21 protein-coding genes are annotated in these 23,509 nt (G+C 63.5%); 7 read left to right on the forward strand and 14 right to left on the reverse strand.

Annotated elements, in window-relative coordinates; translation table 11 throughout:
* Positions 1–63 precede the first annotated feature (63 nt).
* From KQH53_11715 to rfbD, 13 genes are all read right to left on the reverse strand, one after another.
* On the reverse strand, positions 64–1,122 hold the full coding sequence (locus KQH53_11715) for a WavE lipopolysaccharide synthesis family protein (GenBank protein MCB2227335.1): 1,059 nt from the start codon (positions 1,120–1,122) through the stop codon (positions 64–66).
* Between the two features lie 50 nt (positions 1,123–1,172).
* Entirely contained in the window at positions 1,173–2,255 is a 1,083-nt protein-coding gene (locus KQH53_11720) for a glycosyltransferase (protein MCB2227336.1), read from the reverse strand.
* A 198-nt stretch (positions 2,256–2,453) separates the two neighbouring features.
* Positions 2,454–2,777 carry a hypothetical protein gene (locus KQH53_11725; protein ID MCB2227337.1) on the reverse strand — a complete coding sequence of 108 codons (324 nt, stop codon included), beginning with the start codon at positions 2,775–2,777 and terminating at the stop codon, positions 2,454–2,456.
* Position 2,778: 1 nt separating this feature from the next.
* Complete coding sequence (locus tag KQH53_11730) at positions 2,779–3,510, reverse strand: glycosyltransferase family 2 protein (protein ID MCB2227338.1); 732 nt, start codon at positions 3,508–3,510, stop codon at positions 2,779–2,781.
* Between the two features lie 45 nt (positions 3,511–3,555).
* Entirely contained in the window at positions 3,556–4,929 is a 1,374-nt protein-coding gene (locus KQH53_11735) for an HAD-IA family hydrolase (protein MCB2227339.1), read from the reverse strand.
* Complete coding sequence (locus KQH53_11740) at positions 4,922–5,545, reverse strand: hypothetical protein (GenBank protein ID MCB2227340.1); 624 nt, start codon at positions 5,543–5,545, stop codon at positions 4,922–4,924. Before KQH53_11740 ends, KQH53_11735 begins: the two co-directional genes overlap by 8 nt.
* A gap of 145 nt (positions 5,546–5,690) precedes the next feature.
* Positions 5,691–7,562 carry a polysaccharide biosynthesis protein gene (locus KQH53_11745; protein MCB2227341.1) on the reverse strand — a complete coding sequence of 624 codons (1,872 nt, stop codon included), beginning with the start codon at positions 7,560–7,562 and terminating at the stop codon, positions 5,691–5,693.
* 650 nt (positions 7,563–8,212) lie between these two features.
* Positions 8,213–9,337, reverse strand: a complete 1,125-nt coding sequence (locus tag KQH53_11750) for a DegT/DnrJ/EryC1/StrS family aminotransferase (GenBank protein ID MCB2227342.1) — start codon at positions 9,335–9,337, stop codon at positions 8,213–8,215.
* A 38-nt stretch (positions 9,338–9,375) separates the two neighbouring features.
* Positions 9,376–11,286 carry an alcohol dehydrogenase catalytic domain-containing protein gene (locus KQH53_11755; GenBank protein MCB2227343.1) on the reverse strand — a complete coding sequence of 637 codons (1,911 nt, stop codon included), beginning with the start codon at positions 11,284–11,286 and terminating at the stop codon, positions 9,376–9,378.
* Between the two features lie 148 nt (positions 11,287–11,434).
* Positions 11,435–11,896: a dTDP-4-dehydrorhamnose 3,5-epimerase family protein gene (locus KQH53_11760; GenBank protein MCB2227344.1), complete on the reverse strand. Its 462-nt coding sequence runs from the start codon at positions 11,894–11,896 to the stop codon at positions 11,435–11,437.
* A gap of 30 nt (positions 11,897–11,926) precedes the next feature.
* On the reverse strand, positions 11,927–12,991 hold the full coding sequence (rfbB, locus tag KQH53_11765; GenBank protein MCB2227345.1) for a dTDP-glucose 4,6-dehydratase: 1,065 nt from the start codon (positions 12,989–12,991) through the stop codon (positions 11,927–11,929).
* 2 nt (positions 12,992–12,993) lie between these two features.
* Complete coding sequence (gene rfbA / locus KQH53_11770; protein MCB2227346.1) at positions 12,994–13,884, reverse strand: glucose-1-phosphate thymidylyltransferase RfbA; 891 nt, start codon at positions 13,882–13,884, stop codon at positions 12,994–12,996.
* Positions 13,877–14,782, reverse strand: a complete 906-nt coding sequence (rfbD, locus tag KQH53_11775) for a dTDP-4-dehydrorhamnose reductase (GenBank protein ID MCB2227347.1) — start codon at positions 14,780–14,782, stop codon at positions 13,877–13,879. The genes rfbA and rfbD overlap by 8 nt, the downstream gene beginning before the upstream one ends.
* A gap of 260 nt (positions 14,783–15,042) precedes the next feature.
* On the opposite strand from rfbD, the gene KQH53_11780 reads away from it, so the two are divergent.
* The 7 genes from KQH53_11780 to KQH53_11810 all read left to right on the forward strand — a co-directional run bounded on the left by KQH53_11780 (position 15,043) and on the right by KQH53_11810 (position 22,129).
* Entirely contained in the window at positions 15,043–16,458 is a 1,416-nt protein-coding gene (locus tag KQH53_11780; GenBank protein MCB2227348.1) for an O-antigen ligase family protein, read from the forward strand.
* Between the two features lie 73 nt (positions 16,459–16,531).
* Entirely contained in the window at positions 16,532–17,413 is an 882-nt protein-coding gene (locus tag KQH53_11785) for a zinc ABC transporter substrate-binding protein (protein ID MCB2227349.1), read from the forward strand.
* Between the two features lie 3 nt (positions 17,414–17,416).
* Positions 17,417–18,361, forward strand: a complete 945-nt coding sequence (locus KQH53_11790) for a permease (protein MCB2227350.1) — start codon at positions 17,417–17,419, stop codon at positions 18,359–18,361.
* A complete protein-coding gene (locus KQH53_11795) occupies positions 18,358–19,140 on the forward strand; it encodes a hypothetical protein (GenBank protein MCB2227351.1) in 783 nt (260 codons plus the stop codon). The genes KQH53_11790 and KQH53_11795 overlap by 4 nt, the downstream gene beginning before the upstream one ends.
* Before the next feature lie 109 nt (positions 19,141–19,249).
* Entirely contained in the window at positions 19,250–20,449 is a 1,200-nt protein-coding gene (locus tag KQH53_11800) for an MFS transporter (protein MCB2227352.1), read from the forward strand.
* A gap of 136 nt (positions 20,450–20,585) precedes the next feature.
* Positions 20,586–21,119: a 4-vinyl reductase gene (locus KQH53_11805; protein MCB2227353.1), complete on the forward strand. Its 534-nt coding sequence runs from the start codon at positions 20,586–20,588 to the stop codon at positions 21,117–21,119.
* On the forward strand, positions 21,116–22,129 hold the full coding sequence (locus KQH53_11810) for a GGDEF domain-containing protein (GenBank protein ID MCB2227354.1): 1,014 nt from the start codon (positions 21,116–21,118) through the stop codon (positions 22,127–22,129). The genes KQH53_11805 and KQH53_11810 overlap by 4 nt, the downstream gene beginning before the upstream one ends.
* Before the next feature lie 54 nt (positions 22,130–22,183).
* Here the strand turns inward: KQH53_11810 and KQH53_11815 are convergent, their stop codons facing one another.
* Positions 22,184–23,287 carry a TRAP transporter substrate-binding protein gene (locus tag KQH53_11815; GenBank protein ID MCB2227355.1) on the reverse strand — a complete coding sequence of 368 codons (1,104 nt, stop codon included), beginning with the start codon at positions 23,285–23,287 and terminating at the stop codon, positions 22,184–22,186.
* Positions 23,288–23,509 lie beyond the last annotated feature (222 nt).

Below are 23,509 nucleotides of genomic sequence, written 5' to 3' on the forward strand. Positions count from 1 at the left end.
ATCCTTGCCCGTATCAGTTGGGTTACCAATCCCCTCTGGCTTGCGCCAAATAAATCGGTTCGCTTAGCCTTGGTCCAGGAAAACCTCTTCTTCCGGTGTCACCACCAGGGTCTGTTGCAGGTTCAGCCAGTCGGTGAAGCCGAGCTCCTGCATCCGGGACCTCTCGCCATAGGAGGTCCAGCGGTTCTCGCGGCGGGTGTACTTGGGCCAAAAAAGGTCGATCTGGGCCTTGTCTATTATCAAAAACAGATCCCGGTAGACCGACAGGCTGTCCGCCAAGGTCCATTGTAAAGGTCGGCCTATTTGGGCCAGGTACTGGGTGAGCAGGTACACCTCGCATACCCGGCACTGCGCGAACTGGCGCAGAGAAAAGGTCGCCTCTCCGGCCAGGACCTCTTCCTTTCGCCTCTGGTCATAGGCGGGGCTCCAATAGCGGTGCATATCCTCCGCGTCCCCGAACAGGAACATGTCCGACAGGCCGTAGAGACGGTAGCGGAAAGTGTTCAGGTCCATGCCGATCATTCGTTGCTTCTGGCCCCAGGAGGGCTCGCCCAAGGGAAATTGTTTCAAGAGGTTGTGCAAAAAGGCCAAGGTGGTCGGGTTGTAGAACCTCTGATCCGTGCGCGTCTTGAGGGTGTAGGCGCAACCCAATTCCCGGGCGCGGTCCAGGCCCGCCATGGCGCTCTTGATCTGGCGGTTGATGTTGGAGATGCCGGGATACTCCGCGTCGGGGCTCAGCACCACCTCCACCCCCAGCTCCTGGATCCTGGCCAGAGTGGCCGGGTCCTCAGTATCCCAGGTGGAAAGGATCAGATGGGCCTGGGGGTAAAAGGCGCGGTACAGGCGCAGGGTCTCATAGGTGAAGTCAGCCTCACGCAGCAGGGGGCCTTGCAGCACCAGGGCGGTTTCCTGCTCCCTGGCGCCCGGTACGGAGGTGGGAACCGGCAGGGAAGCCAGCTTGATGGGACGGGCCATGTAGCTGACATAGAGGCCTAGGCGCTCCTCCAGGCTGCGGAAGGCCTCGAATATTGCTTGCAGAAAACGTTGGCGTCCGATCAGGCGGTAAAAAAGGCCCAAAACCAGGGCCACCACCCACCGGGCTATTTTAGCGCGCAGACTCATGCTCGTATGTTCATCCCGCTATGCCTTGACTCATTCAAACCTTGTCCGGCTCAGAACCAGGAGGCCTGCTCCGGCTCCCCAGGGGGCATTATACCCATCACGCCAAAGGCGTGGGCAAAGCGCTGGGCCCAGGTGTGCTGGGCCAGGCAGCGTTGCCGCGCCGCCAGGCCCATCCGCTCCAAATGCCCGGGGTCGGCCAGCAGGCGCTTGATCACGGCCAGGCAATCCTGCTTGTCCTTGTAAGAGGCCACCTCCCGACCCACCTCATAGACCCGGTGCAGGTCTTCCTGCTCGCTGGTCAGATAGGCGGCCCCGCACATGGGAACCTCGAAGTCGCGCCCTTTTAGGCAGGTCTCCCGCATGGAGTAGCCGATGCCGCTGAATCCCAGATTGATGCGCGACTGGGAGTATATCTCGGGCATCTGCCCCGAGGGCACCGGGCCATGCTCCCAGCCGGGGCCAAAGGCGGCCACCCGCACCCCATGGCGGCGCAAATACCTGATCCACTCCGGCCGCTGGCCATAGTTGGCCCCGATAAAGGACACATCAAACTCCAGGGATACTTTGCGGGGCGCAAAATGATCCGGGTCGGCCCCCTCGGGCCAGAAAATTGCCAGCCCGCCTTCCACGAAATACTTGATCAGCGAGCGACTGGCGTTGGTCAGGTTCAGGTCATAGGCCCGGGCCAGGGCCGAGGGGCCGGTGTAGCGCCCGCCGCCGAGCCGGCCGCGAAAATAAAGGCGGTCGTCCCAATGAAAGGCGCAGGTGGCTATGCCCATGCCTTTAATGCGCTCGACGGTCTCGGGCGACACGTGGTATCCGCTGAGGTAGGAGACCAGCACGTCAACCGGTTTGCGGGCGTGGGTCTCGGCCACAAAGGCCAACAGCTTGGCCTCCATCTCTTGCCGGCGCTGGAGCCAGTCCTCGGCCTTGGGGTCGAAACCGTGCTCGGGCAGGGCGAAAACCTCCACCTCGCCCAGGCCGGCCAGGGCGGCGGGTATCTGGTGCTTTTCCCACTCGCCCAGCTCGGAGGCATAGATGGAGCGGACGTGCCCGGACGGATGCAAGGCCGCGCCCACCCCACGCCGCCGCAGATTCCGGGCCACCCGGCGGCCCACCTCCGCCTCGCTCAAGACCTGGAGTCCCTTTTGCCTGGCCTGGCTTTCGTACTCACGCTGCTCGTCCCGGATTCTCCGCTCTTGCTTGTTGGCCTTGAAACGGGCCCAGGCCGACCTCAGGCCAGGGGCTTGCTTTACCCGTGTTTTGAGGGGGGATAAGTTCATAACTGCCGGGCGGAGGGGTTGAGGGGTGGACTTAAGCGAAGCCGGGGCTCAGTCGACCAGGTATTTGTCGCCCATGACCGATGGCATCTTGACCACCACGGTCAGGGTGTCTTCCACGGCCTGGAAGTCGGTGCTCTCGCCTGGGTGGATCAACACGATGTCGCCGGTTTTGTAATCCGTGCCGTTCATGCGCACATGCCCTTGCGCGATCACGGTTATCTCGGCGGCCACCTTGTGCATGTGGCGCTGCTCGCTGTCACCTCGCGTGTACTGCTTTACCGCCACCTCCACATCCTTGCTGCGCACCACCGTGGGGTCGAAATCCCCCACGAACCAACCACCGATCATTTCCGAAAGCTGGTGCTTGTCCATCTCAGGCGCCTTGGGGCTGGATGTGGCGCAGGTAAATCTCCAGGTCCTCCGGAGTGCCGGTGCCGAACATCTGCTTTTCCTCGATGCGGTACACTCCGATCTTCAGACCGTGGGCCACGCAGTAGTTATAGGCCGGCGCGGTGTAGAACTCGTTGTTCACCCGATCGTTCATGGCAATCATCTGAGCCGCCGCGTTGACGAAGTGGGAACCCTTGGAGAAGTAGTAAAGCCCCACGGTGGCGTCCTGGCTGATCACAACCTTTTCAGCCACCCGGGTCACCAGGCCCTGCTCGTTGGTCTTGGCGTAGCTCCATTTGGTGTGGTCGGAATAAAAGGTGAGGATGGAGCCGTCCAGGTCCCGCGCCTTGGCGTCGGCGATGTAATCATTCAGCGGGGCCTCCACGATCTGGTCGCTGTTGGCCAGCAGGAGAGGCTCGTCGTTGTTGATCAGCCAAGAGGCCAACAGGATGGTGCAGGCCGCGCCCATTGTCAGGTGATCCACGGTGAGGAAGGTGCAATCGTAGCGGTCCGACAGATCCGCCACCTGCTCCTTTTGCGCCTCCAAGTGGCTGCTGCGGGCGATGAGGATGAAGCGGCCGCCCTCCAGTTCCAGGTTCTGCAACACCCGCTCGATCATGGTTTTGCCGGCCACGTCGATGAAAGGCTTGGGGGTGTCGTAACCCGCCTCCTTGAAACGGCTGCCTTCGCCGGCCATGGGTATGACGATGTTCATGCCTGCCAACCTCTCCTGGGATTTCCCAGTCGCGCCGCGTATCCCCTAGAAGAACTTCTGAATGAAATGCTCCACGTCCCGGGGGGTGGAAAAGCTCCAAATCTTATCAATGGGGAAGGCGCGTATCTTGGCGTTTTTCTGAATCAGCTCGTTGTACACCGGGCAGATGAAAAACTGGCCCAGCACGCGTCGGTCGCGGGCGATCATCTCCTCGGCGCATTCCACGAAGCTGTGGCCCGTGCGGAAGTAATAGACCCCCGCAGTGGCGACGTCGCTGATGGGCTTTTTCTCGGCCACCTCTTGGACAAAGCCGTCCTCGTTCAGCTTAACGAAGCTCCATTGGGGGTGGGTTGAGTTGAAGGTGACAATGCCGCCGTCGCACTCGTCGGCGGCCATGGCGTAGAAGAACTCGTTGCTGTTCCAGACCATGTATTGATCCGAATTGACAATGACGATGGGATCGTCGTCGTCGAACAGGTGCTTGGCCTGCAGCACCGATGTCGCCGCCCCCTCGCCGGGACCATCCACGGCCACTATATCACAACCCGGCGAAATCAAATTCAGCAGGTAATGCAGGGAGTACTTTTCCATGTGCTCGCGCTGCATTATATAGATGAATTTGGCTTCCACGTTGATGTTTTCCACCACCCACTGAATCATGGGCTTGCCGTTGATATCAATCAACGGCTTGGGGAAGACATAGCCCATTTTCTTGAAGACCTCGCCAGCCCCGGCGGCTGGGATGATCACCCGCAGCTTGCCGCCCTGCCACTTGGGCACGTAATGGTTTACCTGATCGCTCTCCTGGAGCTTGCTCAGATAGCTGCTCACCTTTTCATAAGTCAGATCGTCGGGGTTCTCCACGGCCAAGAGGTGGCCGCCGGAGTCAAAGGCGGCCTGGCGCCCGTGGTGAGAGTCCTCCACGATCACGCAGGAGGCGGGCCCCAGCCCCAGCCGGATCATGGCCTCCAGATACATCTCCGGGTTGGGTTTGGGCAAGCGCACGTCCTCATTGGAGAGATAGAACTCCACGTACTCCAGCAGCCCCTTGCGCAGCAGCATCATCTTGGTGCTTTCCCGGATGGAGTTGGAGCACACGGCGATGCGGTAGCCGTCGTTCCTCAGGCGGGCCAGGATGGAGCGCATGCGCTCGTCGTAGGTGAATTCATTGCTGATGATGTCGATAGTCTGGGCCTGCTTGCCCTTCCAGATGTCGTCGTACACCTCCGGGGGCAGACCCTTGTTCTCGGTGAGCAGGCGCAGCTTGGTGCGGGTGGGCAGGCCATCATAGGTGGACAAGTGCTCATCCCGGGTGATGGTGTACCCAAAGGCGGCCAGAGAACGGTTGAGGGCCTCGTAGTGCAGCTCCCGCGCGTCGACCAGGACCCCGTCCAGATCAAATATGATCGCTTTAATCATTGAAAAATTCCTCGGCCTGTTCCGGGTAATCGGTACAAAGCATGACCTGGCCGCTCCCGGCTATTTCCCTGAGGGTCTCCCAAAAGGGCAGATGCTCCCGGCGGTGCAGCTCGGGTGAGACCAGGCACACCGACTTGCCGTGGTCCAGATGTTCGTTGATCATGCCAGGGGTGACCCATTCACCGTAAAACTGGTCCAGCCACACCCCCTGGGCATGGCCGTACAAGACCGCCTCCCGTTCGATTTCGCTCTGCCGGGTATAGAAGCACATCCCCGCATCCAGATAAGGCAGGGCGTCGGGTATGGCCAGGTCGAAGACAAAGTAGTGGTCCACCCCATGGCGCGCCAAGGCGTCCTTGAGCAGGTTGTGCAGGCCGCAGCTCTTGATGTTGACCGCCAGGAACGATCCCGCCCCCATGGCGGCATAGGCCTCCAGATAGGGTTCCAGCCGGGGGCAGGAGGCGTCGGGCAAGTCGTGGGATACCAACAGGTCGCCCGCCAGGTCCCGGATATCGAACTCCACCCCGTAGCCCTGGGCCAGGGCGCTTTTAAAAGCGGCCAGGGTGTTTTTTTCGGCAGGCTCGGTCCACAGGCCGCGGTGGGCGATTATATGCATCGACGATTAGCTCCTGAGCCACGATTTCCCTGCGACCACCGGGTCACATTTGGGGAGCGCCTTGGGCCGGGCAGGCCGCTTGCGCTCCCTCTATCTCTCCCCACGACGGCCGCGGTTGCTCCCATCAAGCAGGGCGGGCGGGCAATCAATTAAATTTACAGGGGGTGTATTCCCTTACCACTTCCCGGAGCAGCGCTTTGATCTCTTCGCGGTCGTAGTGCAGGGCGGCTTCGTGCAGCTTGGCAATGAAACCATTCAGGCTCTCGCGGTATCCAGCCTGATCCCCACAGCAGTTTTCATTAATATCGGGGATCAATATCATGATCTTTTTGTGTTCAGTGTTCAATACGTGGTCATCGTCGGCGATCAACTCTTCGTTGATCTTTTCCCCCTCGCGCAACCCGGTTATAACAATGTCAATATCCTCGTAGGGCTCCTTGCCCGAGAGGCGGATCAAGTCCTTGGCCATCTCCAGGATGTTGACCGGGGTGCCCATCTCCAGAACGAAAATCTCTCCACCCGAACCAAGGGCGCCCGCTTGCAAAATAAGCCGGCTGGCTTCGGGTATGGTCATGAAGTAGCGCGTGGCCTCGGGGTGAGTGACGGTTATGGGGCCACCGTCCCGGATCTGCTGCCGGAAGTGGGGCACCACCGACCCCGACGAGCCCACCACATTTCCAAAGCGCACGGCCATGAACTTGGTCCCCCCGCCGTTTAAGGACAGGGCGATCATCTCGCTGACCCGCTTGCATGCGCCCATTACATTGGTGGGACGCACCGCCTTGTCGGAGGAGACCACCACGAAGCGCTCCACCCCGTGGGCCACGGCTGCGTCCATCAGAATTTTACTGCCGACTATGTTGTTGATGACGCCCGCCCAAGGCGACTCTTCCACCAAGGGGACATGTTTGTAGGCCGCCGCATGGAAGACGATCTTGGGGGCGTGGTCTATCAACACCTTTTCCATAAGCACTTTGTCTTGGATCTGCCCCAAAACACAAGTGACTGACATACCATTTGAGTGTTTTTTCAGCTCCGAGTCGATGCGGAACAGGTTGAACTCGCTGTGGTCGAGGATCAGCAGATGTTTGGGATGGAACTTCACTATCTGACGGCACAACTCAGAGCCGATGGAGCCACCGGCACCGGTGATCAGGATGCTGTTGTCTTTTATATAGTCACTGATGGAGGCCTCATCCAGCTCCACCGGTGACCTCCCCAACAAATCCTCGTAGTTGACATCGCGCAGGTCCTGGACGCTGATGGAGCCGTCTATGAGCTTTTCGTAACCCGGCAGGGTTTTATAGGGGAGACCAGTTTCCTCGCAAAGCTTAACCACTCTGCGGATTTGGGTGGCCGAGGCAGAAGGCATGGTGAGAAAAATCTGTTTCACCCGACACTTGGCGACGACATCCTTTAGGTGCTTGGTATTGCCTAACACCGGAACCCCGTGCAGCGACATCCCCTTTTTGCGGGGATCGTCATCCAAGAAACCCACAGAGTTTATATTGAGGTTTGGATTGTTTTCTATCTCCCTTATAAGTGCCTCGCCAGAGGAACCAGCCCCAACAAGCAGAGTGTTCAGCCCTTCACTGGGCTGACTTTTTAACCCAAGGGCCCGCTTAAAAGTCACCTTTACTCCAGAATTCCGATTGGCGTAATATATCCTGATTACGACTCGTAATCCTGCCGTGAACAAAAAACAAAGTACCGAGTCTATAAGGAATATTGATCGGGAAAGCCCTTCAAAACGGTTAAACAAAAGCAAGGCAACGATAATAATAAGCGAGGCAGATATATTGGCCCTAAGCAAGTTTTGCAGATCGCGAATGCCTGTGTAGCGCCACATCCCACGATAAAGGCCAAACCAATAAAATACGAATATTTTAAATGGAACGAGAAAAAGAATTCCCAGCAAAAGGTTATGAACCTCTTTGAGCGGTACGACCAATTCAAAGCGCAACAGATAGGACAGAATCTGAGCCAACGCGATGCTGGCGCAGTCGGCCGTAAGCACGAATAGGCGGCTTATCCTGTATGGGCCGTTGGCCATTATATCGCTCGCTCTTTATAGATATAGCGGGACGATACTGCGAAATTAATTAACATCATCCAAGCCTTTAGTAGCGTGTCCAGTTGAAGTCATGGGTTGCGGCCATAATGGTCATTCGGCCCTTCTATTTTGCTAGACAAAATCTGCTTCAAACAAATATATTTCCCATCAAACAATTAAAATTATTGGCCAAAATAAAATGCTAAGTTAAGACATTTCAGCATGCGATCCCACCCGAGTCAAGGAGTTTTGAATAGCCCGGCATTGTGACCCAAATCGTTGCAATTGCGCCATTCACCTGTTCTCTTACACCCCGCTTCAAAATGGTAACCCGCGTCTGTAGTTTGTCTGGCCGTCCTTCTTTTGACACTAGCCCCTTGCGAGCAGACCCACTTCGTCCCCAAGGGCGCAGGCCCGGGCTTTGCAAGCAATCCCCCACGGTTGGCAAATAATGGGCAGGCGGATGGCACCGTCGGGTAGCGCCGGCAAGGCTCCCAAGGAAAGCCGGGAACTCGGAAGGGCGCAAGGAAAGAGCTATCTGCCTGGGCGGCAGCCACCGTACATGGCCGCCGGGACGGCCCGGACCAGCAACCTCCGTTGCTCACGCACGGTTTTCAACTGGTTGCGGACCGACCTAAAAAATCTCGCACCAAAGTGGTGATTTTGTCAAGATGCCTATCATTTAGCCCGCAATGCATAGGTAGGCTCAAAATCTCCTGGTTGAGCTTTTCGGCAACCGGCAGGCTCTGACCATCCAGGCGGTATTGGGTGTGCAGATGCCCCGCCGGGTAGGAGACTCCGGTCTCCACCCCGTTTTCGCGCAGATGGGCGGCCAGCTCGGCCCGGCGGCCATGCAGCACCCTTATGGTGTAGATGAACGGGGCCACCGAGGCATAGTCCATCTTGAGCAGGGCCAGGCCTTCCAGGCCCGCCAAGGCCTCATCGTAGCGCTTCGCCACCTCCCGGCGGCGGGCCACGAACTCATCGGCCTTGGCCAGTTGCACCAGGCCCATGGCCGCGTTGAGGTTGCTCATGTGATAGCGCCAGCCCTGGGTCACCACGTCGTAGGCCGAAGCGCCCGGCACTCCGGTGGCCCCGCCCCGCTCCATACCCAGGGCGCGCTTTAGGCGCACCAACCGGGCCACCTCCGCATCGCGGCAAACCACGGCCCCGCCCTCGCCGCAGGTGATGTTCTTGAGCGAGTCGAAGCTGAAGCAGGCCGCCTCGCCGGTGGTGCCCACCTTGCGGCCCTGATACTCGCTGCCAAAGGCATGAGCGGCATCCTCCACCACTCTAAGACCTCTTTCAGCCGCCCAGACATAAAGAGCATCCAAATCGCCGGGGTTGCCAGCATAGAGCACCGGCATCACCGCCTTGGTGCGTGGCGTGATCCGCCGCCCCGCATCCTCTAAATCCAGCAGGAGATCGGATTCTCTGACATCGCAGGCCACCGGCGTGGCGCCCGTGGCCCCAATGGCCTGAAAGCTGGCCACAAAGGTAAGGCTCGGAACCAGCACCTCGTCGCCCGGCCCGATGCCCATCGCCTCCAGGGCTAGTTGCAGGGCTGCGGTACCCGAGCTTACGCACACCACCTGATAGGCGGGGTCCCCCAGGAAATTCTGGAGCGCCTGCTCGAATTCCAACACCTTGACGCCGTGGCCAAAGTAGGCCAGCTCCATGGCCTCGGCGATGGCGTCGAGCTCGGCCTGGCCGGTGACGGGTTGGGAAACCCGGATCATGCGTGTCTCTCCTTGTCCAAGGCTTACCGCCTCGGTGATTATTCCTGGTTCACCGCCAGAACGGTCTTGAGGTTCTTGTGCTCCTGAAAGTCCTTCCAGGCCTGCTGGAAATTCTCCAGGCGGTAGTCCTGGCCGAAAAAAGGCTCGGTGTGCAGCTCGGGCAGGGCGGCCAATGCCTCGGCGAAGTTGGCCGCGTCGCTGCCCAGGGAGCCTACGATGGTCTTTTCGTAGGCCACGATGTTCTCGAAGTCCACCTCCACCCGCGAGTAGGGCAGCCCGATGAGCAGCAGACAGGCCCCGGCCTTGCTGTGGCTCAGGATGCCGCGCAGGGCCTGCACCGAGCCCGTGGCCTCCACGACGGCGTCAAAGTCCCTGAGGCCTTCCAAGGACTCCGAAGCGCTCAGGCCGCACTGGCCGGCCAGCTCCCGACGCCGGGCGTCGCGGTCCAGGATGGTCACCGCATAGCCCCGCTGCTGGAGCAGCTGGCCGCAGAGGTTACCGATGGGCCCCGCGCCCACCACCGCCACCCGCGCCCCGGGCGTCGCCCCCCGCCAGGAGGCCCCCAGCCGGGTGATGCCCCGGATGGCCACCGCCGTGGGCTCCACCAGCACCGCCGTGCGCAGGTCCAGTTCCGGCGGGATGCGGTGCAGGAAGCGGGCCGGGGTGATCAGGTATTGGCTGTAGCCGCCGTTCAGGCCCATCACCCCCAGCTCCTGGCGCTGGGCGCAGTTGGCATGGTTGCCCTGGCGGCAGTCCGGACACCGGCCGCAGCTCTGGATGCACTCCACCACCACCCAGTCGCCCACCCAGGCCTGGTCCACGTTGTCGCCGACCTCCACCACCTCACCGCTCATCTCGTGGCCCGGCACGATGGGGTACTTGGCCGTGCCGTGCTTGTAGTAGCCCAGCTCGCCGGAGAGCATCTCCAGGTCCGTGCCGCACACGCCCTCGTAGGCCACCCGTATGCGCGCCTCGCCCGGGCGCAGGGAGGGTAGCTCCAGCTCCACCAGCTCGGCCCGGTGGGGTCCTTTTATCTGCACCGCCCGGCAGCGGCTCTCGAAGTAATAGGCCCGCTTTTTCTCGGCCAGCTCGCGCACCGCCTTGGCGTCCCACAGGCCGTGCACCGTGCCCCGCAGCTTGTGATAGCGGAAGCGGCAGATCTCCGTGAGCCGGCGGGCACTGGGCTCCTTCTTGGCCGCATGGGCCAGGTCGCCGCAGAGCCAGGCCAGCTCGCGGGCACACTCGGAGGGCACCCGCCGCCGCCCGCTCACCCCTAGATGCTTGGCGGCCACCGCCTCGCGGTAAAAGCGCCGCCGCACCTGGGGCCAGGTTTCCTCGTGGATGTGCTGCAGCGCGGCCGAGGGTTCGTAGACCACCGACCAGCCCTGCTCCACCCAATGCTTGGCCCAGGCGATGTCCTCCAGGCCGGGCAGCGCCTCGTCAAAGGGCATTTGCTCCCACAGCTCGCGGCGCACCGCGCTGTTGGCGTTGTTGGCGAAGCAGCCGTTGGCCAGGGGATCCTTGGGGTGGGGCCCGAAAGTCCGCTCGAAGTCCAGAAGCTCGCTAAGCTTGGAGGCCTGGTGTCCCACCTGGCGGCCGTAGGTCATGGCCACTTTGTCGCGGCGCAAGGGAGCCACCAAATTGCCCAGCCAGTTCTCGTCCACCGGCAGGGTGTGGGCCGAGGCGATGGCGATGAGAGAGCCCCGCGCCGCCCGGATGCCCGCGTTTAGCGAGTAGCCGAAGGTGAAGTCCCAGCTTTTGATGCGCACCAGGTTGGCCCCGTGGGCCCGTGCGATCTCCCGGGTGCGGTCAAAGGAGCCCGAGTCCACCACGATCACCTCGAAGTCGCGGTAGGCCTGGCCGGCCAACGACTCCAGGAGCGGCCCCAAATGGCGCTCCTCGTTGAAGGTCCTGATGACCAGCGAGGTCTCGGGTAGGGAATCAGGCATCTTGGCTAGGGCTCTCCGGCAGCGTCCGGCAAACGCGGATCATGCAAAAGTCTCCTTAGTCACCCCAGGCAGAGAACATACAGCGGGAAGGCCCGGGCCCTCAAGACCTATCCGGGCGTTTCGCGGCCCGGAGCGGGGCAAGGCGCGGCTAGCCGTCGCGGTCGCTCCAATCCCATGGGATGGCCGGGTCGTGGGGGTCGCGGCGGAACTCGTCGGGGTCGCGGTGATCGTAGGTGTGGGTCACGGTGTTGATGATGATCGCCTCCTCTTGGCTGATGCACTTCCAGCCGTGATAAAGCCCCGGCGCGATCTTCACCAGCATGGGGTTGTGGGTGCCGATGAAGAGCTCGTTGGTTCGGCCCCGGCTGGGCGAGTCCTCCCGGTCGTCGTACACCCCCAGGCGGATCATACCCACCGCGCAGAAGATGTGGTCGTACTGCTTGCGGTGCAGGTGCCAGGCCTTGACGATGCTGGGACGGGTGGTGGTCATGTAGACCTGGCCGAAGCCCTGAAATATCTCGTCGTCGGCCCTAAGTATCTCCACTAGGCGGCCCCGGCCGTCGGGGATCACCTTGAGGGGCTTGACTTCCACCCCGTGCAATAGCTCCATGTCCGTCCTCTCCCCGATGCGGCGCGGCCCTCAGGCCAGGCCCAGCCGATGGCCTTGGTAGTTGCTTTTGAGGATGTTTTCCCACCAGGCGCGGTTGTCCAGATACCAACGCACCGTTTGCGCCAGGCCCTTCTCGAAGACCACCTCCGGCCGCCAGCCCAGCTCCCGCCCGGCCTTGGTGATGTCCAGGGCGTAGCGCTGGTCGTGCCCCGGCCGGTCAGGCACATAGGTTATCAGCGCCTCGCAAGGCCCGGTGCCCTGCCCGGCCAGCTCCTGGTCCAAACGGCGGCAGAGCTGCTCCACCAGCTCCCGGTTGCTCAGCTCCGTGCCGCCCCCCAGGTTGTAGGCCTGGCCGGGACGCCCATGCTTGAGGGCCGCGAGCAGCCCCTGGACGTGATCCCGCACGTGCAGCCAATCGCGCACATTGTCGCCCCGACCGTAGATGGGCAGGGATTCGCCGCGCACCGCCTTGATGATCATCAGAGGGATCAGCTTTTCCGGGAACTGGCGAGGGCCGTAGTTGTTTGAGGCGTGGCAGGTGACCACTGGCAAACCGTGGGTGCGCTGCCAGGCCCGGGCCAGCAGGTCCGAGGAGGCCTTGCTGGCCGAGTAGGGCGAGTTGGGCCGGTAGGGGCTTTCCTCGCTGAAAAGGCCGTCCGGCCCCAGGGAGCCGTACACCTCGTCGGTGGATACATGCAGGAAACGGAAGACCTCGGCCTCGCCGCCCTCCAGGCCGCGCCAATAATCCAAGGCCGTTTCCAACAGCACATGGGTGCCGATGATGTTGGTCTGGATGAAGCCGGCCGCGTCATCTATGGAACGGTCCACGTGAGACTCGGCGGCCAGGTGCATGATCGCGCTTGGCCGAAACTCGGCCAAGAGCCGCGCCACCAAGGGGCGGTCGCGGATGTCGCCGTGCTGAAAGGCGTAGTTGGGCCGCCGCTCGAAACCGGCCAGGGCCTCGAGGTTGGCCGCGTAGGTCAGCTTGTCCAGATTCAGCACCCGCGCGCCGGGCCGCTCCAGAAGCGCCTCCACCAGGGCGGAGCCGATGAAGCCCGCCCCGCCGGTGACCAATATTCGCTCTTCGCGGGGCATCGTCAATCCAGGACCACAGGCGGGCCGGCCTCGATCAGGTCCAGCACATACTTATAATATGGAATGTCCGCCTGGCTCTGCAGCCGCTCCCGAAGCTCCTCGCGCCCCACCAGTTGCAGGTTGTAGGCGATCTCCTCCAGGCAGGCGATCTTCACTCCCTGGCGGCGCTCGATGGTGCCCACGAAGGAGGAAGCCTGCAACAAGGCCTCCGGGGTGCCGGTGTCCAGCCAGGCATAGCCCCGCCCCATCTTGACGCTGTTGAGCCGCCCGGCCTTTATGAAATGGTTGATCACCTCGGTGATCTCCATCTCGCCGCGGGGTGACTTTTCCACCTTGGCGGCCACCTCGCACACCTCGGAAGCGAAGAAGTACAGGCCGGTAACCGCCCAGCGGGAAGGGGGCGCGGCCGGCTTTTCTACCACCGAGGTCACGCTCTCGTCCTCGCCGAACTCCGCCACGCCGTAACGGCCGGGGTCGGAGACCTGGTACAGGTAGATGGTGGAGAGCTCCTCGCGCTCGGTGGCCCGGCGCAGCAGGCTGGTGAAGCCGTGGCCGAAGAAAAGGTTGTCGCCCAGGGTGAGTGCCGCCGGAGCGCCGTCCAGGAAGTCGCGGCCCAGCACAAAGGCCTGGGCCAGCCCCTCGGGCGCGGCCTGGGTGGCGTAGGAGAGGCGCAGCCCCCACTGAGAGCCGTCGCCCAGCAGGGCGCGGTAGGCCTCCTGGTCGTGGGGGGTGGTGATGATCAATATCTCGGTGATGCCCGCCAGCATCAGGGTGGAAATGGGATAGTAGATCATGGGCTTGTCGTAGACCACCAGGAGCTGCTTGCTCACCGCCCTGGTGGCCGGATACAGCCTGGTTCCCGACCCCCCCGCCAAGATGATGCCTTTATGCATGGGCCAGCTTCTCCTCTGAGAGCAACCCCGCCACAATGCGGGCCAGCTCCGGCCGCCAGTCTTCCAGGGCCAGGCCGAAGCACTCCTTGATCTTAGCGCAATCCAGGGCCGAGTAGGCCGGACGCGCCGCCGGAGCGGCAAAGACCTCGCTGCCCACCGGCTCCAGGACCAGTTCTTTGTCCATCCTATCCCGTGCAGCCTCCCAGATCATTTGCGCGAACTGGTAGCGGCTAAGGACCAGAGGCCCGCATAAATGATAGGTGCCCCAGGCGCTCTCGCCTTGCGCGGGCAGCAGTCCCGCCACCTTAATCAGGGCGGCGGCCAAACCCAGCGTGGCCGTGGGGCAACCCACCTGGTCGTCCACCACCTTGATGACGGGGCGGCTCTTGATCAGCCCCACCATGGTGTGGATGAAGTTATGGGCCCAGGCCCCGAAAAGCCAGGAGGTGCGGATGATCAGATGGCGCGGGCATTGGGCGCGCACTAGCTCTTCGCCCTCCAGCTTGGAGCGGCCGTACTCGTTGAGAGGCGCGGGCGGGTCGCTCTCGGTGTATGGCCGCCGCAAGGCCCCGTCGAACACGTAGTCCGTGGAGAAATGCATCAGCGGCACGCCTGCTTGATGACAAGCCACGGCCAGGTTCCCGGCGCCCCCCGCATTCACCGCCCGGGCGGCTTGCGGATCGCCCTCGGCCTGATCCACCTTAGAATATGCCGTGGCGTTGATCACCAGATGGGGCCGGTGCGCGGCCAGGGCCCGCTCCACCGAGCCGGGATCGGTCACGTCCGCCTGGGCGCGGGCCAGCCCGGTCAGCTCCATGGGCGCGGGTAGCGGCGTCATCATGATCTCGCGCCCCAACATGCCATGGGCGCCGAAAAGCAGTATCTTGCGCGTGGCCATGAGAGCATTGTACTCGATTGGCGAATCTTTCCGGCCGGTAAGGTTTGGGGGCGGCTCTTTTTGATCCTACCCAACGCGGGCGGCCCCGCCAAGCGCCCGGCGGCCTCCCCGGCCCCACGGCTCCCAAAAATAAACAGGGCACGGCCCGAGAAGTGGTACATTGGTCGGAAGCGGGCCGGCGGCCCGAACCGCCGGTCCGGCGAGACGCCTCGGAATCGGCCAGAGCCGCCCACGGAACAGAACCGGGACTCGACCTGAACATGAACTCCAGCCACGCTCAAGACAACCGCGCCAAATCCTATGTGATCATCCTGGGGGCGACCCTTTTTCTGGGTCCGCTGCTCTTCGGCGGGGTCTATCCCTGGGCACACGGGCTGATCGAGATCGGCATCCTAGTGGCCTTCCTGCTCTGGCTGCGGGGCAAACCGGCCGGGCCCCAAGGGCCGGACGCCGCACCCTGGGGGCTGTGGTGCCTGCTGGCCTTTTTGACCTGGGCCGGGGTGCAGCTGATACCCCTGCCCCGCGAGATCGTCCGCCTGGTGGCCGAGCCGATCTTCAGCCTTTGGCAGCTTGATTTCCTGCCTGGAGACATTGTTCGGCCCCATGCCCTGCTCCCCTTGACCGTCTATCCCTTCGCCACAGCCAGCACCGGCCTGCTTTGGCTCTGCTACGCACTGGCCTTTGTCCTGGCCATTAGAACAGGCAACTCACCGAGGCCTGCAGGCCTGATATGGCTGGTGCTGGTAGCCGGGTTAACGGTAGCTTCCGTTGCCATTATCCAACAAGGCCTGAACGCCAAGGCGATATACGGCATTTTTACTCCCTTGCACAGCAGTTCCTTCACCGGACCTTATGTGAACTACAACCATTTCGCGGGCTATCTGGAACTTGCAATCCCTCTGGGAATAAGCTTGCTGGCCCTGCACGCCCGCAAGGACTCATCTTCGGAATCGGGCCAGGCCTGGGTCTGCGGAGGGGCTGTGGCCATCATGGCCGCGGCTCTGTTCATGTCCCGTTCGCGCGGCGGCATCTTCGCCTTCGGCCTGGTGCTCCTTGGACAGATCCTCTTCCTAGTCGTCCTGATGGGACGGACGCGCGCCCGGGGCAAACTCGTGACCTTCGGTTTGCTGCTATTGTTCCTGCTGGGCCTGGGCGCAGCTATCACCGACTGGTCCCAAACCCTGCCCCGTTTTCACAACCTGTTTCGACAAGACGCGGCGAGCAGCATCCGCTGGCAGCTTTACAAGGACGTGTGGGGCATGAGCAAGCAATTGCCCCTCACCGGCAGCGGCCTGGGCACCTTTAAGGAGGGCTATCCTCCCTTCAAGACCATTCCCCGTCAGGGCGTGTTCGTTCATGCCCACAACGACTACTTGGAGATTCTGGCCGAGACCGGCTGGCCGGGGCTGCTCATGTTCCTGGGCTTCGTGGCTTGGGTGCTGGCCCGGGGCGGAGGCTGTCTGCTGCGCGCCCTCTCGCGGCGCACCCGGGGCGATCCCCCGGACCCGGGCCGGGTCCTGCTCCTGGTGGGCTGCCTGGGCGGCTTCATCTCTTTGCTCATCCACGGTCTGGTGGATTTCAACCTGCGCATCCCGGCCAACGCCCTCACCTGGTTCGTGCTGGCCGGGCTGGCCGTGGGCCTGAGCGCGCCGGCCCCGCCCCAGGAAACCGCCTGAGCCCGGATTGCTTGGCGAAGGCAAGCCCCCATGGTATTAATATGTAATACCGCCGCCCCTGGGAGATAGAATAATGCGTCGTTTGCTCGCCATCTGCCTCTGCCTAGTGCTGACCGGCCTTTCCCTGCCCGCCCTGGCCCAAGCGCCCCTGGTGGTGGGGGTGTCCATCCCGCCCCAGGCCTGGTTGGTCTCGGCCATCGGGGGCAAGCACGTCCGGCCCCTGGTGCTCCTGCCCCCCGGGGCCTCGCCGGCCACCTATGAGCCCGGCCCCCGCCAGCTGGCCGATCTCGGCCAAGCGCGCCTCTACTTCAGCATCGGGGTGCCCTTTGAACAAGCCTTCCTGCCCCGCCTGGCCGCCGCCCTGCCCAAGCTCAAGATAGTGCCCATGCAGCGGGGCATAAAGCTGCGCCGCTTGGAAGGCCCAGGCCATGCCCACGGCAAGGAAGCTTTGCCAGGCCACCAGGCGGGGGCGCCCGACCCCCACGTTTGGCTGGGGCCGCGCGAGATGATGCAGATGGCGGCCAACACCACCGGCGCGCTCAGCGCCCTGGACCCGGCCCACGCCGCCGAGTACGCGGCCAACCTGGCCAAGCTGCACCAACGCATCGTGGCCCTGGACGCCAAGCTCTTGAAGGTGCTGGCCCCGCTCAAGGGCCGGACGGTGCTGGTCTACCACCCGGCCTACGGCTATTTGCTGGACACCTACGGCCTCAAGCAGGAGGCGGTGGAGCTGGAGGGCAAGGAGCCCGGCCCCCGCCGTTTGGCCGCCATCGTGGACGAAGCCAAGGCCGAGGGCATCCGGGTTATCTTCGTGCAGCCTCAGTTCAACCCGGCCACCGCCAAGGCCCTGGCCCGGGCCATCAACGGGGTGGTGGTGCCCCTGGACCCCCTGGCCCGCGACTACCCAGCCAATATGGAGTCCATGGCCGAGGCCATCGCCCGGGACATCAAGTAGGGCATGGCCCAGCCCGATCAAATCGAGCTTTTCTTCTCTCTCTTCCTGGCCCTGTTCTGGGAGGCAGCGCCCTTTTTGCTCCTGGGATCGCTGGTGGGCGCCCTGGTGGAGGCCTACCTCAGCCCCGAGCTCTTGGCCCGCCATCTGCCCCGGGGCCGCTGGGCTCAGGTGGGCCTGGGCCTGGGCGCGGGCATGCTGCTGCCAACCTGCGAATGCGGGGTGGTGCCGGTGGCCCGCCGCCTGCTGGACCGGGGAGTGCCCCCCACCACCGCGCTGACCTACATGCTGGCCGGGCCGGTGATCAACCCGGTGGTGCTCATCTCCACCTACGTGGCCTTCCAGGGCCGCTGGTCCATGCTCCTGGGCCGGGTGGTAGTGGTGGGCCTGAGCGCGGCGGTGGTGGGCCTGTGGCTGGGCCGCCGCCCGGGCCGCGAGCTGCTCCGGCCCGAGGCCCCCCGCGCCGTGCCTTTGCTGAACGAGCTGCCCATGCTTTCGGCCGCGCCGGAGGCGGCCTGCGGCTGCGGGCACGACCACCTGCCCCCCCGCCGGGGGCTGTGGCATCTGATGGCCCGCACCGGCGAGGAGTTCGCCTCCATGGCCCCCTACCTTTTGGCCGGGGCGGCGGCCGCCGCGGCGGTGAAGGCCTTTTTGCCCTTGGAGATCCTGGGCGCGGTGCGGGGCGACCTGCTGCTCTCGCTGGCGGCCATGATGGGCCTGGCCGTGCTCTTGTCGGTGTGCTCCGAGGCCGACGCATTCGTGGCCGCATCGTTCCTGGGCTTCCCGCCCGCCTCCCAGCTGGCCTTCATCGCCCTGGGGCCCATGGTGGACCTGAAGCTGGTGGCCATGTGGGGCGGGGCCTTCCGCAAGGGGGCGGTGCTGACCCTGGCCTTGTTGCCCACCCTCCTGGTGGCCGGGCTCTCGCTCTTGTGGGGGTGGCTGTGCTGGTGAGGCCCAACCGCTTCCTGGCCATGGCCGAGGGGCTCATCCTCACCGGCCTGGGCCTGTGCATGATCCAGTTGGCCTTCAGCCAGGACTACTGGATGCTCCTGAACCCCTCCTTCCGCTGGCTCACCGGCACCGCCGGGGGGCTCCTGGCCCTGTGCGGCCTGGCCGCCGCCCTGATTACCGGCCGCAGGGCCGGGCTGGTGCGGCCGCTCTTGTTGGGCCTGCTGTTGGCCCTGGCCATCTCCTGGGACCTGGGGGCCTGGTCCCAGCCCGGGGTGGGCACCGGCGGCGCGGCCTTCAACCCCCAGCAGCGCCAGCGCATCGCCTCCCGCCTGCAACACGGCGGCCACGAGTACATCAAGATCAACCTGGCCGAGCTGTTCCTCCTGGCCGAGCAAGCCCCCGAGGCCTGGGCCGACAAGCGCTACGTGTTCCGGGGCCAGGTGGTGAACACCGCCAAGCTCTCGGCCAAAAAGCACTTCGCGGTGGTGCGCCTCAGTGTGTGGTGCTGCCTGGCCGACGCGGTGTGGGTGGGTTTCGCGGTCTCCCTGCCGCCCGGGGCCGAGCTGCCGGGCCAGGGCCAGTGGGTGCGGATCTACGGCCGCCTGGTGGCCCGCCAGGGCGCGCCGGACCAGAGCGAGGCGGTGATGGACAAGGCCACCAACCGCCTGACGGCCATCAACTCGCGCTGCTTGTTCCGCTCCGAGGCGTTGGTGCCCATCAAGATGCCCAGGCCTCCCTACATGTTCCAGACCCGCCAACAGGAGCCTTACGCCTACTGAGCCGGGTTGCCCCACGCCGCCGCGAGGGGTAAATTATAGGCTACAGGTTGGGTATTGTTCGCCGCCGCCCCGGGGGCGGCGGTTGTTTTTTTATCAGGGAGGATCGGCCTTGAATCCCGAGGAAAAGCACATCCTGGCGGTGACCTGTTTCGGTCACTTCCTGAGTCACTACAACATGCTGGTCTTTCCCTCGGTGGTGCTGCCTCTCGCCGCCTTGTTGAACCTGCCCCTGGCTGCGGTGCTGGGCCTGAGCCTGTGGCAATACCTGCTCTTCGGGCTCACCGCCCTGCCCTGGGGCCTGGCCTGCGACCGCTTCGGGGCCAAGCCCCTGATGATGGTGTTCTTCATGGGAGCCGGGCTCTGCGGGCTGGCCGCCGCCTGGTTCGTGGACGACGCCACGATGCTCAGCCTGTGCCTGGCCGGAGTGGGTCTGTTCTCGGGTTGCTACCATCCCGCCGGGCTGGGCCTGGTGGCCCGGGGCGTCCAGCGGATCGCGCGGGGCATGGCCTTCAACGGCATCTTCGGCAACCTGGGCCTGGGGGCCTCTCCCCTGATCACCGGGCTGATGGTGTGGCTGTGGGGGCCGCGGGCCGGCTTCGTGGCCATGGGCGTGTTGAACCTGGCCGGTTTCGGGCTGATGGCCGCGCTCAAGCTGGACGAACCGCCCCGCGCCAGCGGCGAAGACGCCCGCAGCGCCAAGGGCCTGGTGGGCCCCTTCCTCATCCTGCTGGTGGCCATGATGCTGGGCGGCATCACCTACCGGGGCCTCACCGTCAGCCTGCCCAGCTATCTGGAGATCGACGCGCCCGCCCTTCTGAGCTGGTTCCAGGCGGTGTTCGGAGCCGGGGTCACCGGCAACTTCATGGCCACCCTGATCACCGCCTTTATCTTCACGGTGGGCGCGGCGGGGCAATACTTCGGCGGCTGGGTCGGCGAGCGGATCGACCCCCGCTGGGGCTACCTGACCTTCCACGCCATCAGCATCCCGGCGGTGTTCCTCATGGCCTGGGCCTCCAACCTGCCCCTGGTGATCCTGGCCATGATCTACGTGTTCTTCCTCTTGGGCATGCAGCCCATGGAGAACACCCTGGTCAGCCGCCTGAGCCCCCCGGCCTTCAAGCACACCGCCTACGGCACCAAGTTCATCCTCACTTTCGGGGTGGGGGCCTTCGCGGTGAAGGTGGCCGGCTGGGTGGAGGCGGCCTGGGGCCTGGGAGCCATCTACCTGGGCATCGGCTGCGTCACCCTGGCCCTGGTGGGGACCATCGCGATACTCATCAGCCGCACCCCCAAGATGGAGCACGCCTGAGAGCCGGTTACATTTGTGCAGATTAAACGTATTGGTTTGACTGCCGATACGCGGCAAGTTAACATCCTCGCTGGACCTGCTCCGGCCCAAGGCCCGCGCCCACGGCGGGCCACAACCAGCGAGGGGATCATATCTCATGCCGCCATCCACCGATGAAAACAGAAAATACCGTTTTTCCTGGGACCTGCTGGGCAACATCAGCGTGGGCCGTCCCAATCTGGGCGCCCAAACCCGCCTGGAGGTCTACCGCTTGATGCAGTTCGCCTTCCGCGACGTCATGGAGCAGAAGCTGGGCACCGAGCAGACCGACCAGCTTTTCTATGAGGCCGGCTATTTGGCCGGCGCGGAATTTTTCAAAAACGTCCTGCCCCCCACCGACGACTTCAGCCAGTTCGTGGCCAACCTGCAAGCCGCGCTCAAGGACATGGGCATCGGCATCCTCAGGGTGGAAAAGGCCGATCTGGAAACCGGCTCCCTGGTGGTCACCGTCTCCGAAGACCTGGACTGCTCGGGGCTTCCCGAGCTGGACTTCGAGATCTGCATCTACGACGAGGGCTTCATCGCCGGTCTCTTGGAGAGCTACACCGAGGCGCGTTTCAAGGTCAAGGAAGTGGACTGCTGGTGCACCGGCGACCGCACCTGCCGCTTCACCGCCGAGGTCATAGATTGACCCCCGTTTTCGGCACCAATAAGCTCGCGGCTTCTTCCGAGAGCCACCCCCAGTGCGACCAGAGGTGGCTGGAGCTTTTGGACCAAGTCCTGAGCTCCCCCCAGGAGCCCAGCTTGCCCGCGGACCTGGCCAGGGTTCCCCTGGCGGTCAAGCTCTACGAGCAGTGCCTGGAGCTGCGCCGCTTCTCCATGGGCCTGTTCAACGGGGAGCTGGACCAGCAGCTCAAGTCCAAGGGCTTCGTGGCCGGGGCCTTCAAGGGCCTGCAAGCCAACCTGCGCCACCTCTCCTGGCAGACCCAGGTCATCGCGTCCGGCGATTTCAGCCAGCGGGTGGATTTCATGGGCGAGTTCTCCCGCTCCTTCAACTCCATGGTGAAGCAGCTGGACCATAGTCTGAAGCTGCTCCAGGAAAAGGAAGCCGCCCTGGTCCAGGAAATCCAGGAGAGGAAGAACACCGAGGAGGCGCTCAGGGCCAGCGAGGAGCGCTACCGCCAGCTGGCCACCACCGATTCGCTCACCGGCCTGTACAACCGCCGCCACTTCTTCCACCTGGCCGAGCGCGAGATGGCCCGGGCCATGCGCTACAGCCACCCCCTGGCGGTGATCATCATGGACCTGGACCATTTCAAGCAGGTCAACGACACCCACGGCCACGCCGCGGGCGACGAGATACTCAAGGAGGTGGCCGGCCTGGCTCAGAGCAACTTCCGCGCCAGCGACATCCTGGCCCGCTACGGCGGCGAGGAGTTCATCTTCCTGATGCCCGAAACCGACCCGGAGGCGGCCACCGCCGCCGCCGAGCGCCTGCGCCAAGACATCGCCGCCCGGTCCTTTGCCCAAGACCCGGCGCCTCTCAAGGTCACCGCCAGCATGGGCCTTTGCTGCCACCACGATGGGGAGCACACCCCCCAGCAATGCCGCCAATGCCTGGAGGCGATAATATCCTTGGCCGACAAGGCCCTGTATCAGGCCAAGGAAGCGGGCCGCAACACGCTGAGACAAGCCCAGTAAAAAGCCGGGAGCCCCGAAAGGCTCCCGGCTTGGTATTCGCGCTGTCGCCGAGGGTTAGCCCTTGAGGCTGAACTTCTCCGCGATGACGTCGTAGTAGGCCTTCTCGGAGACCTCGCCCCAGACGCCGACCTGCTTCTGGAACTTCTTGAAGGCCGCGTGGACCTTGCCGGCCTGCTTGTCCTTGGCCGCGATCTCGTCCAAGGTTTCCTGGGCCAGCTTCCTCAGCTGGGCCATCACGTCGGCGGGGAACTGCACCAGGTTCACGTGGTGCTTGGTGATCAACTTCTCCAGCGCCGCGCCGTTGTCGGCGTTGAAGCCGGCCAGCATCCAGTTGTAGGTCTCGGCGCAGGCCATGTCGATCATGAGCTGGAACTCCTTGGGAAGCGCCTGATAGGCCTTCTTGTTGAAGAAGTTCTCCAGCACGGTTCCCGGCTCATGCCAGCCGGGGTAGTAGTAATACTTGGCCACTTTGTAGAAGCCCATGATGTAGTCGTGCAGGGGGCCCACCCACTCGGTGGCGTCGATGACGCCGCGCTCCAGGTTGGTGAATATCTCGCCGCCGGGGGTCAGCACCACGGTGCCGCCGGCCTTGGCCAGCACCTTGCCGCCCAGGCCGGGGATGCGCATCTTCAGGCCCTTGAAGTCGTCGATGGAGTTGATCTTCTTGTTGAACCAGCCGCCCATCTGCACGCCGGTGTTGCCGGCGGGCCGGGGGATCAGGTTAAAGGGAGCGTAGACCTCTTCCCACAGCTTCAGGCCGTCGCCGCCCCAGAACCAGGCAGCCATGCCCACCGCGTTGAGGCCGAAGGGCACCGCCGCGAACCACTGGGTGGCCGGGGCCTTGCCGGCCCAGTAGTAGGCCGCGCCGCTGCCGGCCTGCACCGTGCCGTTGCTCACCGCCTCGAAGGAACCGAAGGCCGGAACCAGCTCGCCGGCCGCGTAGACCTTGATATCGAACTGACCGCCGGACATCTCCTTGATGCGCTTGGCGAAGCGCACCGCGCCGGTCTGCAGGTAGGGAAGGTTTGGCGGCCAAGTGGTGACCATCTTCCACTTGATCTTCTTCTTGGCCAGCACGGCGGGAGCGCTGATCGTGGTGGCCGCCGCCGCCGCGGCCGCGCCCACGCCCGCTTTCTTCAGAAAATCTCTGCGTTTCATATCATCTCCTCCTGGGGTTAATGCCCTGGCAAAGCCTATGTAACCGCGTCACGCCCGCTTCGAGCCCAGGATTCCTCCAGGGCTGAAAGGGGTATGTGTGGGCATACACAACCTTTTTAATACAAAATCACCCCTAGAAACAACCCGCCTTTTCAGCGAGCCGCCTAGCCTAGTCGTAGACGATGCTGGGGAGCCAGGTTGCCAGCTTGGGCCAGTAGGCCA

The sequence above is a fragment of the Desulfarculaceae bacterium genome (genome assembly GCA_020444545.1).
Classification (GTDB): Bacteria; Desulfobacterota; Desulfarculia; order Desulfarculales; family Desulfarculaceae; genus Desulfoferula.

Coding starts and splice junctions, on each gene's coding strand:
- KQH53_11715 (MCB2227335.1), bottom strand. CDS start 1,122: ATGAGTCTGCGCGCTAAAATAGCCCGGTGGGTGGTGGCCCTGGTTTTG.
- KQH53_11725 (MCB2227337.1), bottom strand. CDS start 2,777: ATGGACAAGCACCAGCTTTCGGAAATGATCGGTGGTTGGTTCGTGGGG.
- KQH53_11730 (MCB2227338.1), bottom strand. CDS start 3,510: ATGAACATCGTCATACCCATGGCCGGCGAAGGCAGCCGTTTCAAGGAG.
- KQH53_11735 (MCB2227339.1), bottom strand. CDS start 4,929: ATGATTAAAGCGATCATATTTGATCTGGACGGGGTCCTGGTCGACGCG.
- KQH53_11740 (MCB2227340.1), bottom strand. CDS start 5,545: ATGCATATAATCGCCCACCGCGGCCTGTGGACCGAGCCTGCCGAAAAA.
- KQH53_11750 (MCB2227342.1), bottom strand. CDS start 9,337: ATGATCCGGGTTTCCCAACCCGTCACCGGCCAGGCCGAGCTCGACGCC.
- KQH53_11755 (MCB2227343.1), bottom strand. CDS start 11,286: ATGCCTGATTCCCTACCCGAGACCTCGCTGGTCATCAGGACCTTCAAC.
- KQH53_11760 (MCB2227344.1), bottom strand. CDS start 11,896: ATGGAGCTATTGCACGGGGTGGAAGTCAAGCCCCTCAAGGTGATCCCC.
- rfbB (MCB2227345.1), bottom strand. CDS start 12,991: ATGCCCCGCGAAGAGCGAATATTGGTCACCGGCGGGGCGGGCTTCATC.
- rfbA (MCB2227346.1), bottom strand. CDS start 13,884: ATGCATAAAGGCATCATCTTGGCGGGGGGGTCGGGAACCAGGCTGTAT.
- rfbD (MCB2227347.1), bottom strand. CDS start 14,782: ATGGCCACGCGCAAGATACTGCTTTTCGGCGCCCATGGCATGTTGGGG.
- KQH53_11780 (MCB2227348.1), top strand. CDS start 15,043: ATGAACTCCAGCCACGCTCAAGACAACCGCGCCAAATCCTATGTGATC.
- KQH53_11785 (MCB2227349.1), top strand. CDS start 16,532: ATGCGTCGTTTGCTCGCCATCTGCCTCTGCCTAGTGCTGACCGGCCTT.
- KQH53_11790 (MCB2227350.1), top strand. CDS start 17,417: ATGGCCCAGCCCGATCAAATCGAGCTTTTCTTCTCTCTCTTCCTGGCC.
- KQH53_11805 (MCB2227353.1), top strand. CDS start 20,586: ATGCCGCCATCCACCGATGAAAACAGAAAATACCGTTTTTCCTGGGAC.
- KQH53_11815 (MCB2227355.1), bottom strand. CDS start 23,287: ATGAAACGCAGAGATTTTCTGAAGAAAGCGGGCGTGGGCGCGGCCGCG.